Annotated in this window: 14 protein-coding genes; 3 read left to right on the top strand and 11 right to left on the bottom strand. The window is 64.5% G+C overall.

Annotation, left to right across the window (positions count from 1 at the left end; translation table 11 throughout):
* Positions 1-24: 24 nt before the first annotated feature.
* The 8 genes from mdcG to dctP form a co-directional block, all read right to left on the bottom strand.
* Complete coding sequence (gene mdcG, locus ACRQ5J_RS18295) at positions 25-780, bottom strand: malonate decarboxylase holo-[acyl-carrier-protein] synthase (protein ID WP_432378673.1); 756 nt, start codon at positions 778-780, stop codon at positions 25-27.
* Positions 764-1480, bottom strand: coding sequence for a biotin-independent malonate decarboxylase subunit gamma (locus ACRQ5J_RS18290; RefSeq protein ID WP_432378671.1), 717 nt, complete (start codon positions 1478-1480; stop codon positions 764-766). Before ACRQ5J_RS18290 ends, mdcG begins: the two co-directional genes overlap by 17 nt.
* A 1-nt stretch (position 1481) precedes the next feature.
* Positions 1482-2381 carry a biotin-independent malonate decarboxylase subunit beta gene (locus tag ACRQ5J_RS18285; protein ID WP_432378669.1) on the bottom strand — a complete coding sequence of 300 codons (900 nt, stop codon included), beginning with the start codon at positions 2379-2381 and terminating at the stop codon, positions 1482-1484.
* Positions 2378-2692, bottom strand: a complete 315-nt coding sequence (gene mdcC, locus ACRQ5J_RS18280; RefSeq protein WP_432378667.1) for a malonate decarboxylase acyl carrier protein — start codon at positions 2690-2692, stop codon at positions 2378-2380. Before mdcC ends, ACRQ5J_RS18285 begins: the two co-directional genes overlap by 4 nt.
* Before the next feature lie 81 nt (positions 2693-2773).
* On the bottom strand, positions 2774-4426 hold the full coding sequence (mdcA, locus tag ACRQ5J_RS18275) for a malonate decarboxylase subunit alpha (protein ID WP_432378666.1): 1653 nt from the start codon (positions 4424-4426) through the stop codon (positions 2774-2776).
* A gap of 1 nt (position 4427) precedes the next feature.
* Entirely contained in the window at positions 4428-5777 is a 1350-nt protein-coding gene (locus tag ACRQ5J_RS18270) for a TRAP transporter large permease (protein WP_432378664.1), read from the bottom strand.
* Positions 5774-6331 carry a TRAP transporter small permease gene (locus ACRQ5J_RS18265; protein ID WP_432378662.1) on the bottom strand — a complete coding sequence of 186 codons (558 nt, stop codon included), beginning with the start codon at positions 6329-6331 and terminating at the stop codon, positions 5774-5776. The genes ACRQ5J_RS18270 and ACRQ5J_RS18265 overlap by 4 nt, the downstream gene beginning before the upstream one ends.
* Complete coding sequence (dctP, locus tag ACRQ5J_RS18260; protein ID WP_432378660.1) at positions 6328-7344, bottom strand: TRAP transporter substrate-binding protein DctP; 1017 nt, start codon at positions 7342-7344, stop codon at positions 6328-6330. The genes ACRQ5J_RS18265 and dctP overlap by 4 nt, the downstream gene beginning before the upstream one ends.
* Positions 7345-7457: 113 nt before the next feature.
* Here dctP and ACRQ5J_RS18255 point away from each other — a divergent pair, with 113 nt between their 5' ends.
* A complete protein-coding gene (locus tag ACRQ5J_RS18255) occupies positions 7458-8129 on the top strand; it encodes a GntR family transcriptional regulator (RefSeq protein ID WP_432378659.1) in 672 nt (223 codons plus the stop codon).
* A gap of 3 nt (positions 8130-8132) precedes the next feature.
* Here the strand turns inward: ACRQ5J_RS18255 and ACRQ5J_RS18250 are convergent, their stop codons facing one another.
* From ACRQ5J_RS18250 to ACRQ5J_RS18240, 3 genes are all read right to left on the bottom strand, one after another.
* Entirely contained in the window at positions 8133-8708 is a 576-nt protein-coding gene (locus ACRQ5J_RS18250) for a cytochrome c (RefSeq protein ID WP_432378657.1), read from the bottom strand.
* A gap of 79 nt (positions 8709-8787) precedes the next feature.
* Positions 8788-9648 (bottom strand): hypothetical protein, encoded by an 861-nt coding sequence (locus tag ACRQ5J_RS18245; protein ID WP_432378655.1) that lies wholly within the window; start codon positions 9646-9648, stop codon positions 8788-8790.
* A complete protein-coding gene (locus tag ACRQ5J_RS18240) occupies positions 9645-10628 on the bottom strand; it encodes a hypothetical protein (protein WP_432378653.1) in 984 nt (327 codons plus the stop codon). The genes ACRQ5J_RS18245 and ACRQ5J_RS18240 overlap by 4 nt, the downstream gene beginning before the upstream one ends.
* A 156-nt stretch (positions 10629-10784) precedes the next feature.
* Between ACRQ5J_RS18240 and ACRQ5J_RS18235 the strand changes: the two genes are divergently transcribed.
* The gene (locus ACRQ5J_RS18235; RefSeq protein ID WP_432378651.1) at positions 10785-11228 is read left to right on the top strand and encodes a DUF6152 family protein; all 444 of its coding nucleotides are present in this window, start codon (positions 10785-10787) and stop codon (positions 11226-11228) included.
* Positions 11229-11415: 187 nt separating this feature from the next.
* Entirely contained in the window at positions 11416-13989 is a 2574-nt protein-coding gene (locus ACRQ5J_RS18230; protein ID WP_432378649.1) for a TonB-dependent receptor plug domain-containing protein, read from the top strand.
* The last annotated feature ends 7 nt before the right edge of the window (positions 13990-13996 follow it).

The raw sequence follows: 13996 nt of genomic DNA, 5'->3' as shown, positions 1-13996 counted from the left end.
GCGCGCGTCGGACCATGGCGCCGGTCATGATGCCTCCAGTGTCGCCAGCAGCGATGCGGTAGCGGCCAGGCGCACGGCCCCGAGTTCCTTGACCATTACCTTGGCGGGATGCCTGGTCGCCATCAGCCACTCTTTCCAGGAAACGGCTGCGCCGCCGGGGAAGACGATCTCGCCGTCCAGCGGCAGCTCCGCGGCGTGGTGCGCCAGCAGTGCGATGACTTCATCAAGCTGGCCAGCGCTGGCAGGGTGAAACAGCAGATCAATGTCCGAGGCTGGCGATACATAGTGCAAGCCGGTCAACGACTGCATGGCGAGGGAGCCGAACACGCGCAGCGAAGGCGCGGCGCCGGCGAGTTTTGCCAGTCCCTCGCGCCATGGGCCGGCGGCCGGCAGCGCCGCCCGCAGATCGAGCGGCGCCGATGTGCGGGCGATATGGCCGGCAGACGCCCGCAGCGGAATGCGCACCTTGACGCCGTCGGCGTCTGGCGGCAAGGGCACTCCAAGGCAGACATCGTCCCGCCCCGCGCCGCCATCACCCGCCACAGTGCCGTTAGCGCCCGCCGCGGTGTCGCCATTTTCCGCCACAGCGCCGTCAGCGCTCGCCACGCTGCCGCCATTGCTGGCGGGGCGGGGATCGGTGCGGCGCACGATGGTTGGCCAGTCGTGATGGCGCCACTGCGCCAGGCCCGCCACGTGCTCGGGCTGGGCGTCGGCGATGGCTGCGTCCCAGCCGGCGGCGGTCAGCCACACCAGCGTATGCCGTTCAAGCGCGTTGGACATGACCGCCAGAGATCACCGCATCAATCACCGGCTGCGCCCAGCGACGCCCGCCACGCTGCAAGCCCAGCGCGCTGCGCTGATCGCCCGTTACAGGCTGCGCCAAGGCCGCACGCAAATGCGCAGCCAGATCGCCATCCCAAATCGATTCCAATCCACCCATGCGCAGATAATTCTCCGGTCCCGGCGCAAACACCGGATTACTTTGTGCCAGCGCGGTCAGTTGCTCCTCCGGCACCTTGGTAATGCGCGCCATCGCCGGCAATCCCATCACGCGTATGGTCGCATCAGGCAGCGCATGGCACGCATCCGCCATCAAGCCACTGGTGATGAAGCCACCCGACAGCGCCTGGTCATACACCACGCCGATAATCTTGTGCCCCTTGCGCCGCGCCAGATCCACGCATTTGCCCAAGTGCGCCATGTAGCTATTGATGCCCAACATCTCATCGCGATGCCGCAAACGCTGCCCCTGCGTATCGATCAGCATCAGAATCGGCATGCCAGGAAACTCGCGCACCGTGCGCAGAATAGCCTGCGCCTGCGCCAACGCAATCTCCACGCCGATCGGCGTATGCCCGGTAGTGCCGATCACCGCGATCGCCTGCCCATCCACCTGCGCGCCGCCGCACAGGAACTCACTCTGCTCAACGATCGTGTGACCTTCGGGGAACAGCGTCTCCGCCAGTTTTTTCCAATCCATCTCAGACTCCCTTGCGCCGCGAAGCCGCCGCGATAAAACTGTCCACGTCCAGCATGGGGATATTGGCCGCATCCGGAATTTGCATCGCATTCCAGATATCCACCGGGTCGCGCAACGTGCCGAAATTTAGCAGGCGCGACTCCAGCATCCGCTGCTCGGCTTCCAGCGCTTCCAGCGTCAGGCCTGCCGGCTGGCCGGCGAACGACGCCACCGCCTCCTGCGCAGCCAGGCGGAAGGCCGCTACATCGTCGGCCACGATGCGCTGGCAATCGCCCAGCAGATAGCGATGCTTGCCGCCCGACGTACGCCACACCAGCGCGCGGTCGCGCGAATCGAATTCCTCCACGCCGTTAGCCGTCTCGATCACCTCGGGACCGGACATCGCCAGCCGTCCTTCCTCCGACATGATGACCACATTGGCGCAGCGCGTCACAATGCCCATGCCGCCGAACGCGCCATTGGCGCCGCCAACCAGCGCAATCACCGGCACGCCGGCATCGCGCGCATCGAGCAGGGCGCGCATCACTTCCGACACCGCGATCAGGCCCGCGTTGGCCTCGTGCAGGCGCACGCCACCCGATTCCACCAGCAGCACCACAGCGGCAACCCGGTCGGCCACCGCCTTGCGCAGCAGGCCAACCAGCTTGGCGCCATGTACCTCGCCGACCGCGCCGCCCATGAAGGCGCCTTCCTGCGCCGCCACGTAGACCGGCACGCCGCCCAGCAGCGCGCGGCCGATCACCACGCCGTCGTCGAACGACACCGGCGCGTTCAACTGCGGCAGGTGCGGACTGGTGATGCGCTCGGACGGCGGCAGGAATTCTTCGAAGCTGCCGGGATTGAACAGGTGCTGCAAGCGCTCGCGCGCGGTGGCTTCCTGATAGCTGATGGCGCGGCTCATTTGGATTCTCCCAGCATGGTTTCCACGGCCTGGTCGAGCCGCAGGCTGACCACGGCGGGCGTCGCGCCCATGTCATTGATCGAAATGCGCGTGTCGGCCAGTTGCCAGCGCGCGTGGAAGTCGCCCATCACGGCTTGCCAGATCGGCCCGAAGCCGACTGCGGCAGTGTTGATTTCGATGGTGCAGGCGCCGTTTAATTCGGCCGGCTCGATCAGCACTTCCAGGTTGCCTGAGCCGACTACGCCGACCACTTCGGGCGGCGCGGTCAGGCGGTGGGTGCCTTGTTCAAAGCGGTAATTTAGTGTTTCCATTTTTTGGACTCCTTGTCGTCGTTCCCGCGCAGGCGGGAATCCATAGTCAGCATGGGTTCGCGCCTGCGCGGGAACGACGGGTTACCAGTTGCGGAAACGCTTGGGCGGATTGTACAAGCCGCCCGATGCGCGCACCAGGTCCTTCATATTACGTGCGGCCAGCAGATCGCGCGTGGCCAGGCGCTTGTCGATGCCGAGATCCTCGGCACGGGTAATCACGCCACGGTCGCGCAGGTTCTCCACCGCGCGCTTGTCTCGTCCCAGCCCGACCGGCGTATAGCCCGCCACGCCGCGTATCGCCTGTTCGCGTTCCTCGTCGGTGCGGCACAGCAGCAGGTTGGCGATGCCTTCCTCGGTCAGGATGTGGGTCACATCGTCGCCGTAAATCATCACCGGCGGAATCGCCATCTTGGCCTGTTCCATCAGCTCCCACGCATCCAGCTTCTCGACAAAGGCCGGCTGCATATGCTCGCGGAAAGTCTCGACCATCTGCACCACCAGCTTCTGCCCGCGCGGGATGGTATTGCGGCCCGCGCGCGCCTGCTCGCCGGCTTTCAGCCACGCCGGGCTGGCGTGCCGCCGGCCGCGCGCATCGGCGCCCATATTGGAGGCGCCGCCAAAGCCGGAGATGCGGCCGGCCGTCGCGGTGGACGAGTTGCCCTGCAAGTCGATCTGCAAGGTCGAGCCGATGAACATATCGCAGGCATAATGGCCGGCGGCCTGGCACATGGCGCGGTTGCTGCGCATGCTGCCGTCCGGGCCGATCGCAAACACGTCCGGCCGCGCGTGGATGTATTCCTCCATGCCCAGTTCCGAACCGAAGGAATGGATGGAAGTGACAAAGCCGGCTTCAATCGCAGGGATAAGCGCCGGGTGCGGATTCAGCGCCCAATGCTTGCCGATCTTGCCGCGCAGGCCGAGCGACTCCGCATACGTCGGCAGCAGCAGCTCGATGGCGGCGGTGTCGAAGCCGATGCCGTGGTTCAGCCGCTGCACCTCGTATTCGGCGTAGATGCCCTTGATGGCCATCATCGCCATCAGCACCTGGATCTCCGAAATCTGCGCCGGGTCGCGCGTGAACAGCGGCTCGATGTAGTAGGGGCGCGGCGACTGCACCACGAAGTCGACCCAATCCCCCGGCACGTCGACGCGCGGCACTTTGTCCACCAGTTTATTCACCTGCACGATGACGATGCCCTGTTTGAAAGCGGTCGCCTCGACGATGGCCGGCGTGTCCTCGGTATTCGGCCCGGTGTAAAGGTTGCCGTGACGGTCGGCCGCCTCCGCCGCGATCAGGCACACGCGCGGCGGCAGGTCGATGAAGTAGCGGCTGAACAGCTCAAGGTAGGTGTGGATGGCGCCGATATTCAGCTTGCCGGCCGACGCCAGCCGCGCCACCCGCGCCGCCTGCGGGCCGGAGAACGAAAAATCCAGCCGCGCGGCGACGCCCCGCTCGAAGACGTCCAGATGCTCCGGCAGCGCCAGCACCGACTGCAACATGTGCAGCCGGTTGACGCGCGCCGGGTCCAGGTTGGCCAGCGCATGGCCGAGGAAGTCGGCCTGCTTCTGGTTATTGCCTTCGAGGCAGACGCGGTCGCCGCATTCGACGACCGCATGCAGCAGATCGGCGATGCGCGCGGCCGGCAGGCTTTTGCCGTCCAGCTGATTGCCCAGTGCCGTTCGGGCGCGCTGCAATCGCGCATCGCGATTTTGCTGCAAGGTGTTCCAGGACATTTTATTTGGCTCCCATAATCATGTCAGGCAGGCCGGTTGCAATCGACGGGAAGAAGCAGAGCAGCAGCACCGCCACCACCATCAGCAACAGGAAGGGGAACACGCCCCAGATCACATCCTTCAGCGGAATGTCCGGCGCAATGTTCTTGATGACGAAAATATTCAGTCCCACCGGCGGGTGGATCAGCCCCATCTCCATCACCACCGTCATGACGATGCCGAACCAGATCAGGTCAAAGCCGGCTTCCCGCAGCGGCGGCAGGATGATCGGCGCCGTCATCAGGATGATGGACACCGGCGGCAGGAAGAAGCCGAACACCACCACCATCAATAGTATCACCGCCAGCAGCACCCATTTGGACAGGTGCAGGCTGACCACCCACGCGGCGGCGGACTGGCTGATGTGCAGGTAGCTCATCACATACGAATACAGTAGTGACATGCCGATGATGAGCAACAGCATGGTCGATTCCTTGATCGACGAACCGAGGATGGGCGACAGGTCCTTCGGCTTCCACACGCCGTAGATGCAGGCCAGCAGCGCCAGTGCCAGCAGCGCACCCAGGCCCGCCGTTTCCGACGGCGTGGCGAAGCCGCCATACAGCGCCACCATCACGCCGATCAGCAGCACGATGAACGGCAGCACGCGCGGCAGCATCTCCACTTTTTCCTTCAGCGTGAAGTGTTCGTCCTCCAGGTAGGCCGATTTCTCTCCGCCTTTCTGGTAGATGTCCAGCGCCATGTGGTATTCCTTGCGGGCGCGGTAGACGGCGTAGCCGGCGAACAGCACCACCAGCAGGATGCCGGGGCCGATCCCGGCCAGGAACAGGCGTCCCAGCGACTGCTCGGCGGCCACCGCGTACAGGATCATGGTGATCGACGGCGGCAGCAGGATGCCCAGCGTGCCGCCGGCGGCGATGATGCCGGCGGCGAAGCCCGGCGAGTAGCCGCGCTTGCGCATTTCCGGAATGCCGGCCGAGCCGATGGCCGAGCAGGTGGCCGGCGACGAACCGGCCATCGCCGCGAACAGCGCGCAGGCAAACACGTTGGCGATGCCCAGGCCGCCGGGGATCTTGTGCATCCACGTGTGGATCGCCGAGTACAGGTCGCGCCCCGCCGGCGACTTGCCGATGGCCGCCCCCTTCAGGATGAACAGCGGAATCGACAGCAGCGTGATCGACGCCATCTCCTCGTACACGTTCTGCGTGATCGTGTCCAGCGACGATGCCGGCATGAAGAAGTACATAAAGCCGGTGGCGACGATGCCCAGCGCGAAGGCGATCGGCATGCCCGAGAACATCACCACCAGCGTGACGGCGCCATACAGCGCGCCCAAAGTCAGTTCACTCATGCCGCATGCTCCGGTTTGTTGGTGAGGCGGGCCAGCGTTTGCAGCAGCAGTTGCAGCGTCAGCAGCGTCATGCCGGCGGCCATCATCGAGTAGGGTATCCACAGCGGTGGCGCGAAGGTGGAGGAGGTGGTCTGGCCATCGACCCAGGCCTCGTGGAACAGCAGCCACGATTTCCAGGTGAAGAAAGCGCAGAACAGCGTCGACGCCAGGTCCACCACGAACAGCCGTACCGCATTGACGCGGCGCGGCAGCAGGCCGGCAATCGCTTCGATGCCGATATGGCCGCGATGGTACTGGACGAAGGCGGTGGTGAAGAAGGTCACGCCCACCAGCATGAACACCGAGGCCTCATCCTGCCAGTCGGTCGGCGCCTGGAAGAAGTAGCGCGACACCACCGAGTAGGTCAGCACCAGCGCCGTCAGCACCAGCGCGATCATCGACAGCATCATCAGGCCGCGATTGAGCTTGTCCAGCGCCGCCGTCAACGCCGCGATGACGGCGTTGTCCGGTGGCGCCGGGCCGCGCGGCGGCGTCAGTTCCACGCCGTGGCTCACAGGGTTTTCTCCGCCAGTTTAAGCAGGTTGGCGCAGCTGGCGTTCTTGTCGCCGTAGTCCTTCCATGCGGTGGCGCGGGCGATGGTCTGCCATTTTTTCAGCGAGGCGGCGCTCATGTCGGCCACCTTGGCGCCGGCTTTCTGGTACACCACCGCCACTTGCTGGTCGTCTTCCTTCGACGATTTCAGCGCGAACGCTTCCAGTTCGGCGCCGACGTTCAGGATCAGCTGCTGCTGGTCCTTCGGCAGCTTGTCGAAGATGGCGCGCGACATCATCAGCGGTTCCAGCATGAACCAGTAGGAGCCGGTGCGGCCGGTCACCAGCGCCTTCGACACCTCTTCGAGGCGGAACGAGATCAGCGAAGTGGAGGAGGTCAGCGCCGCTTCCATGGCGCCGGTCTGCATCGCCGCGTAGATTTCGTTGGACGGCAGCGTCACCACGGCGGCGCCGGCGGCCTTCAGCATCATGTCCATCTCGCGCGAGCCGCCGCGGATCTTCATGCCCTTGGCGTCGTCCGGGTCGAGCACCGGCTTGGTGCGCGAGGCCATGCCGCCGGCCTGCCAGATCCAGCTGACCATGACGATGCCCTTGTCGTAGAGGATGCGCGCCAGTTCCTTGCCCACTTCGGCGTTCTTCCAGCCGTAGGCCTGTTCATACGAGGTCACCAGGCCCGGCATCAGGCCGATGTTCACTTCCGGCACTTCTCCGCCGGCATACGACAGCGGCACCAGCGACAGGTCCAGCGCGCCCTTGCGCATGGCCGCGAACTGGGCGTTGGTCTTCATCAGCGAGGAGCCGGGATAGACCGCGAACTTCAGCGCGCCTTTCGAGCGCTTTTCCACCTCGGCCGCGAACATGCGCGTCAGGCGGTCGCGGAAGTCGCCTTCGGCAATCGTACCGCCGGGGAATTGATGGGAAATCTTGAGCGAGGTCTGGGCCCAAGCAGTTTGCTGCAACAACAACGGGCTAGCGGCGATGGCTGCTAGTACGGACCGGCGGGTGATGGCACTCATACGTCCTCCAAGGGTTGATGTACGGAAACATTATCATTATTCGCATCTGGCATGCAATAATCTTTTTTGTGTATACAAGAATAGCGTTTGCGCATACGTTGTCAAGCGATATAATGACCAACATGACGACCCATTCCGCCACGCTCCGAGAGCAAATTGAAGAGATGATCGCTGTCGGCCAGTTCAAGCCGGGGCAGCATCTGGACGAGACCGAACTGGCCACGCGCTTTGGCGTATCGCGCACGCCGATACGCGAAGCGCTGATCCAGCTATCGTCGATGGGGCTGGTGGTGATCCGGCCACGGCGCGGCGCCATCGTCGCCGAGCTGGGGCCGCAACAGCTGGTGGAGATGTTCGAGGTGATGTCGGAACTGGAGTCGACCTGCGGCCGGCTGGCCGCGCGCCGCATGACGCCGGAAGAACAGCAAGCGCTGCTGGCGGCGCACCAGGCGTGCCAGGCGGCGATGGAGGCGCAGGAGCCGGATACCTACTACTACCAGAACGAGATTTTCCACGAGGCGATCTACGCCGGCAGCCACAACCAGTTCCTGATCGAGCAGACGCGCGCGCTGTACCGCCGCCTGCGTCCATACCGCCGCCTGCAACTGCGGGTGCGCAATCGCCTGGCCAATTCCTACAACGAGCACGAGGGCGTGGTGCAAGCCATCCTGGCCGGCGACGGCGAACTGGCCGCCCGGCTGCTGCGCGAGCACGTCATGATCCAGGGCCAGCGTTTTTCGGACCTGATGGCGTCGCCGCCGCAGCTGCGGCAGGACGCGGCGTAGCGGTTACGGCGAAGGCGGCCGCGCCGGCAGCGGCGGGAATTTCTCGGCCGGATACCAGAACGTCTTGTGGCAGCCCTCGCACGCGTGATCGAGGTGATCGCCCAGTTTCATCAGCGATTCCACATCGCGCCTGTCGCTGGCCTTGAGCAGCTGTTGCGACGCGTCGCGCAGGTTCAGGGCCAGCGCGTTGAAAGTGGCGCGATTGCTGTCGATCTGGCGCTGCACTTCGGCCGAGCTGTAGACGCCGGGACCGGCCGATGCGAACGGCGTATCGGTGACTTTGCGGTCCGGTATCAGCAACATATTGCTCGCTTCCAGCAGGCGCAAGGCGGCGCGGCGTTGCGCTTCCCAGTCCTCATCGGTTCTCGGATAATTCTCGATCACGCCTTCCTTGGTGGCGATGGTGCCGGTGGCATGCCAGATCACATCCGCCTCTGGATCGATGATATGGTTCATGGCGTCCTGCAGTGTGACCTGCGCCGCATATGGCGGCGCTTCCGGTGTTGGCTGGCATGCCGCCAGCAGCGCGAGCGCTACCAGCGCCGCCGCGCGTCGTGTCGTAAGTTCTCGCATCGTCATAAATCGTAGGCCTCCGGGCCCGGCGGGGCTTTGGGCAGGGGCGCGTTATAGCCGAAGCCGCGGTTGCCGTCGGGGCCGATCACGCCGGCGCCCGGTCCGATATGCTCGTGCTCGACATTGTTTTCGTTGCAGGAGTATTCCCCACGCCGCGGCCGTCGCCGCCATAATTCCATGTGCGCGTGAATTTGAACGGCTCGCGGTAATACTTCGGATCGATCACGGTTTCTTCCAGCCGCAGGTGGTGGTAGTCCGGCCGCGACCAGCGCTCGATCACCTTGGTCTGGTCGCTGGTCGGGTTGCCGTTTTCATCGAGCCAGATTTTCTCGAACGAGGAATCGCGCAGCCCGCTGGTTTCAACCACCAGCGTATCGCCATCCCAGTACGCCACATTGGTGCCGAAATAGGTTTTGCCGATTTGCTCTCGCGGCGGCAGTTCGCGCTTCGGCCCGACGCTCGCCGAACGGTGCGTGGTGTAATGGTAGAGCGTGGCGAAGCGGTCGGCCGTGTGCAGGATCTCGAACGGCAGGCCGCTGCTGTTGTGGCGCGGGATGCCGCCATTGATGCAGACGGCTTCCGGGTCCGGCGCGTGGTTCTGCGAATAGATCATCGCGCGCTTGCCTTTTTCGCTCAACGGCAGGATAAAGCCAGGCTGGTCCTTGCCGTGATTGCCGCCGGGGACGCTTTTATCGCGCACGCCCTGCCAGAAGCCGCTCAAGTCCGGTTTGCCGTCCGATAGACGCGGCGTCGCCACCGGCGGCCCCTTGTAGTTAAGCGGCTTGAACATTTCCGTCTCCGCGTCGCCGTTGTCGTTCGCGGCCGGGCGGGCGGGAGCCGGGCGGTTTTGCGCCAGCGCGTCGCTGCTCAACGCCGCCAGCATGCTCAATAACAAGACACTCTTTGCCCACGTCATGCACTTGGTCTCCGTATTCATGCTGTTCACTTGGCCTCCGGCTTGGGTGGCAGGTCCGACGGCTTCGGCTTGTTCTTGCGATACAGCCAGTAGCCGGTAGCGCGGCCCTGGTCCTCCACATTGCCCAGCGGCCAGTCGGGAACGATCTGCTTGTCCGGCCCGAAATAGCGGTTGCCGTCGGCGCCGATCTTGCCTGGCCCCGGCTCCAGCTGCGTGGTGATCCAGTAGGTATTCCACTCGCACGAGACTTCCTTGAGCGTTTCGCCGGCCGGCGCCAGCGCGAAACGGCGGGCATACCGAATCGGCTGGCTGTAGTACTTCGGATCGGTCAGCGTCAGTTCCAGATGCAGGTGATGACGATCGGGACGCGTCCAGCGCTCGACCAATACCGCCTCGCTGCTGATCGGATTGGCATTGTCATCGGCCCACACCCGGCCGTCGTTGCTGTCTTTGAACGCGTGCGAGCGGATTACCAGCGTATCGCCTTCCCAGTGGCCGATGCCGTTGCCGCTGTAGCGCGGATCGGGATCGTTCACTGGCTTGCGTCCGTCCAGCCAGGCCAGACGGTGCCAGCCCAGCTGGTGAAAGGTGGCGAAGCGCACGCCGTTATGTTGTATCTCGAACGGCAGCACGCCGGTCAGCGCGCGCGGCAGGCCGGTGATGATGCAGCGCGCTTCCGGATCGATGACTTTGAAATTGGCTGCCAGCGTGGCCTTGCCGGCGGCCGTGTACGGCAGCTGGAAGTTCGGCAGGTCTTTCGCCAGATTGCCATCCGGCTTGTTGGCCTCGTGCAGTAGCTTCCAGTACCCGTTGAGAACCGGTTTGCCCTTGGCGTCGCGCGGTGTGCTTTCAGGCTTGCCGGTGTATTCGCTGCCGAGCAAAATTTTTTCTGACTGCTTGGTGATGCTATCGGGCCTGGCTTCATCGCGGTACTGCGCATGGACCGTCAAGGCTGCCGCAGACAGAGCCAGGCCAACCGCCATATGCAGCGGATTGATTCGATAAGGCATGGGTTCTCTTGGGTAGGTGATTTATGGAGCGCCTAATTTGCCAGCAAGCTTGCCCACCGTCCAATAAGCTTATTGCATATCCATATCATAAGTGCGCGTTTGGTCGCGGCCATGTTTGCGGGTAAGCTGCAACGACCTTTAGCCATGGAGATAAGCATGAAGAAGATTTTTGTCCGCGCGGCGCTGCTGCTGGCGGTTGGTTCCATCGGGCCGCTGGCCTCCGCGCACCACTCGTTCGCCGCGCTGTTCGACGCCAATAAACCGATACGGCTGCAAGGCACGTTGACCAGGATCGAGTGGACCAATCCGCACAGCTACTTCCATCTCGATGTGGTCGACAGCAAGGGCGTCACGCACAACTGGGCGGTGGAGGGCGCGGGGCCTGGCGCGCTGTCGCGGCGCGGCTTCAAGAAGGGCGACATCAAAATTGGCGACACGCTGGTGGTGGACGGCTACCTGGTCAAGAAGCCCGGCGTGCGCCTGATCGATGGCCGTGTGGTTACCTTGCCCGATGGCCGCGTGATCAATGGCGGCACCGAAGGCGATGGCGGGCCCGGCGACGCCAGGCCGGCCGAGGCGCCCAAGGCGTCCGGCGCGTGACGCGTCAGGATTGTAATTAGCTTACGCTGCGGGACCGCATAACGGTGTGAGGTTTTATTCTTCGACAGTGGTGTGTGCGACATGGCAAATTGGGCTTTCGTTAATAAAAAATGAAAGCGCCGAGATGAACCCACCTAACAGCCAACACCACAACGTTCCGCTTACCGCACTGGCCTTGGCGGTTTCCATGACAGTGCTTGCGCCGGCCGATGCGGCAGACGCGGCCGATGCGGGCGGCGATGGCAGCGTGGTGGTTGTCACCGGCTCGCGCGTCAGTGGCCGCACCGTGGAAAACAGCGCCTCGCCGGTCGATCTGCTGACGCAGGAAGACCTGAGCAACACCGGCTCGGACAATCTGCTCGGCGCGCTGGTGGCGCTGGTGCCGTCTTTCAATCTGCCGGGACAGTCCCCGCAACCGGACCTGGGCAGCATTGTGCTCGGCGTACAACAGCGCAACCTGTCGCCTGCCTACACCTTGGTGCTGATTAACGGCAAGCGCCGCAACACCACCGCCATCGTCAGCGAGAACGGCTTCTCCGGCTCGGCTGCGGTGGACCTGGGCCTGATTCCCACCAGCGCGGTCGACCATGTTGAGGTGCTGCGCGACGGCGCGTCCGCCTTGTACGGTTCGTCGGCGATTGCCGGCACGGTCAACGTGATCCTGAAACGCGGCGCGCAGGGCGGCAGCCTCAGCGTGAAAGGCGGCTCCACCTTCAAGGGCGGCGGCGAGAACGCCAGCATCGCCGTGGACCAGGGCGTGGCGCTGGGCGAGCGCGGCTTCGTCAGCCTGTTCGCTCAACTGAACCGGCAGCAGCCGGCAGTGCGCAGCTCGCCGCTGAATCGCGGCTATCTGCTCTATCCGGCGATCCGGGCCGACGGCACGCTGTCCACCACGCTCGGCGCCAACAATGCGCTGCCGGCCGGCGCCACGCCCCATCCCAGGGAAGCCACGCGCGACAACGCGCCGTGGAAAAACAGCGGGCAAAAGCTGGACGTGCGAACCGGCAGCGCCGGCTTCAATGGCGAGTATGAGCTGGGCAATGAGCTGACTGTTTACAGCTTCGGCACCTATGCCGACCGGCGCGCGTATTCGGCGCAGAATTTCCGCAGCCCGTTCTCCATCTACAGCAATGCGCTGGCCCGCAACAACGGCTGGTACGGCTTTTATCCGGACGGCTACACGCCGCAGGAGTCGACCAAAGACCGGCAACTGCAACTGGTGGCGGGCTTGCGCGGCGTGGCTGGCGGCTGGAACTGGGACCTGAGCACCAACTATGGCAAGGACAAGGTCGATGTCTACACGGTGGACTCGGTCAACTACGCGCTGCCGGCGTCGGCCGGCCAAACCGATTTCTACATCGGCCAGAACGCGTATTCGCTGTGGAGCACCACCGTCGATCTGACGCGCAGCGTGCAGACTGGCTGGACCGCAAAGCCGCTGAACCTGTCGGCCGGCCTGGAATACTCGCGCGAGCAGAATGCGCTCAAGCCCGGCGAGCCGAACGCCTACCTCGGCGTGATCCCCGGCGACGGCGGCGGCGGCAGCGGCGGCGCACAATCGCTGCCCGGCTACCTGCCGCGCGATGCCGCCGACACCAGCCGCCACAGCTACTCGGCGTACGCCGGCGCGGGCGCCAATATAACCGAGGCCTGGTTCCTTGACGGCGGCATACGCGGCGAGCGCTATTCGGATTTCGGCAGCAGCGGCCTGATCGGCAAGCTGTCGACGCGCTACGACTTCAGTCCGGCGTTTGCGCTGCGCGGCACCGTGAGCAACGGCTTCCACGCGCCATCGCTGCAAACCGTTTCGTATAGCAATACCTCCGGCCGTCCGAACGGCCTGATCTCTTCGCTGGTACGGCCGGACTCGGCGGCGGGCCTGGCGCTGGGCGCGGTGCCGCTGGCGCCAGAAAAAGCCAAGGGCTATACCTTGGGCATCACGGGCGCGATCAGCTCGCAGATCAATTACGCGGTCGACTTTTATCAGACCGAGGTGGAGCACACGCTGGGCACCTCCGCCAACGTCGGCTTGGACCGTACCAATGCCGACGGCTTGTTCCGCGACGCCACCGGCGCGGTCCTGACGCCGGCGCAGCTGGCGATTCTGCAAGGCTACTTCACCGCGGCCGGGCTGGCCATTCCGCAGCAAGGCAACGGCCTGACCGCGCATTACTTCACCGATGTGGGCGACGTCCGCAGTCGCGGCCTGGACCTGACCATCGACGGCAAGCACCGCCTTGGCGCCGGCACGCTGAAGTGGAATCTGGCGGCGAATCTCAACACCAGTGCCTTCACGCGGATCTCCGGCGTGCCGGCCAGGTTGCAAGGCCTGCCCAATATCTCGACCCTGTCGCAGACGGCCCAGCAGAACACGCTGTACCTGGCGCCGCGCGACAAGCAGATACTCGACCTGACCTACAAGAGCGGCGGCTTCTCGGCCAATCTGCGTGAAACCCGCATCGGCAAGGTGCGCCGCTTCTGGACCAACGCCGACAACGCGGCCCTGGGCCTGCCGACCACCGGCGAATGGAACGCCGGCAAGCTGTGGACGACCGACCTGACGCTGGGATGGAATCTCGGCCACGGCTTCGAGGCAAAACTGGCTGCGTTCAACCTGTTCAACGAGCGCGCGCGCCGCGTGCCGCAGATCTCGCGCACCAATGCCTCCAAGGCCCAATACCAGTACGCCTTCGACACCAGCGGCCCGCTCGGCGCCGATCTCGGCACGCTATACGCGGCCACGCTGAACTACAAATTTTAAGGAGCAA

It is taken from the genome of Duganella sp. P38 (assembly GCF_050859475.1).
GTDB lineage: Bacteria > Pseudomonadota > Gammaproteobacteria > Burkholderiales > Burkholderiaceae_D > Rugamonas.
This window is presented reverse-complemented; position numbering and strand designations above follow the sequence as displayed.

Excerpts from the sequence above, each read along its gene's own strand:
- ACRQ5J_RS18255 (WP_432378659.1), top strand. The coding sequence starts at position 7,458 with ATGACCAACATGACGACCCATTCCGCCACGCTCCGAGAGCAAATTGAA.
- ACRQ5J_RS18235 (WP_432378651.1), top strand. The coding sequence starts at position 10,785 with ATGAAGAAGATTTTTGTCCGCGCGGCGCTGCTGCTGGCGGTTGGTTCC.
- ACRQ5J_RS18250 (WP_432378657.1), bottom strand. The coding sequence starts at position 8,708 with ATGACGATGCGAGAACTTACGACACGACGCGCGGCGGCGCTGGTAGCG.
- ACRQ5J_RS18240 (WP_432378653.1), bottom strand. The coding sequence starts at position 10,628 with ATGCCTTATCGAATCAATCCGCTGCATATGGCGGTTGGCCTGGCTCTG.
- mdcA (WP_432378666.1), bottom strand. The coding sequence starts at position 4,426 with ATGTCCTGGAACACCTTGCAGCAAAATCGCGATGCGCGATTGCAGCGC.
- ACRQ5J_RS18285 (WP_432378669.1), bottom strand. The coding sequence starts at position 2,381 with ATGAGCCGCGCCATCAGCTATCAGGAAGCCACCGCGCGCGAGCGCTTG.
- ACRQ5J_RS18270 (WP_432378664.1), bottom strand. The coding sequence starts at position 5,777 with ATGAGTGAACTGACTTTGGGCGCGCTGTATGGCGCCGTCACGCTGGTG.
- mdcG (WP_432378673.1), bottom strand. The coding sequence starts at position 780 with ATGTCCAACGCGCTTGAACGGCATACGCTGGTGTGGCTGACCGCCGCC.
- mdcC (WP_432378667.1), bottom strand. The coding sequence starts at position 2,692 with ATGGAAACACTAAATTACCGCTTTGAACAAGGCACCCACCGCCTGACC.
- ACRQ5J_RS18230 (WP_432378649.1), top strand. The coding sequence starts at position 11,416 with ATGACAGTGCTTGCGCCGGCCGATGCGGCAGACGCGGCCGATGCGGGC.
- dctP (WP_432378660.1), bottom strand. The coding sequence starts at position 7,344 with ATGAGTGCCATCACCCGCCGGTCCGTACTAGCAGCCATCGCCGCTAGC.
- ACRQ5J_RS18290 (WP_432378671.1), bottom strand. The coding sequence starts at position 1,480 with ATGGATTGGAAAAAACTGGCGGAGACGCTGTTCCCCGAAGGTCACACG.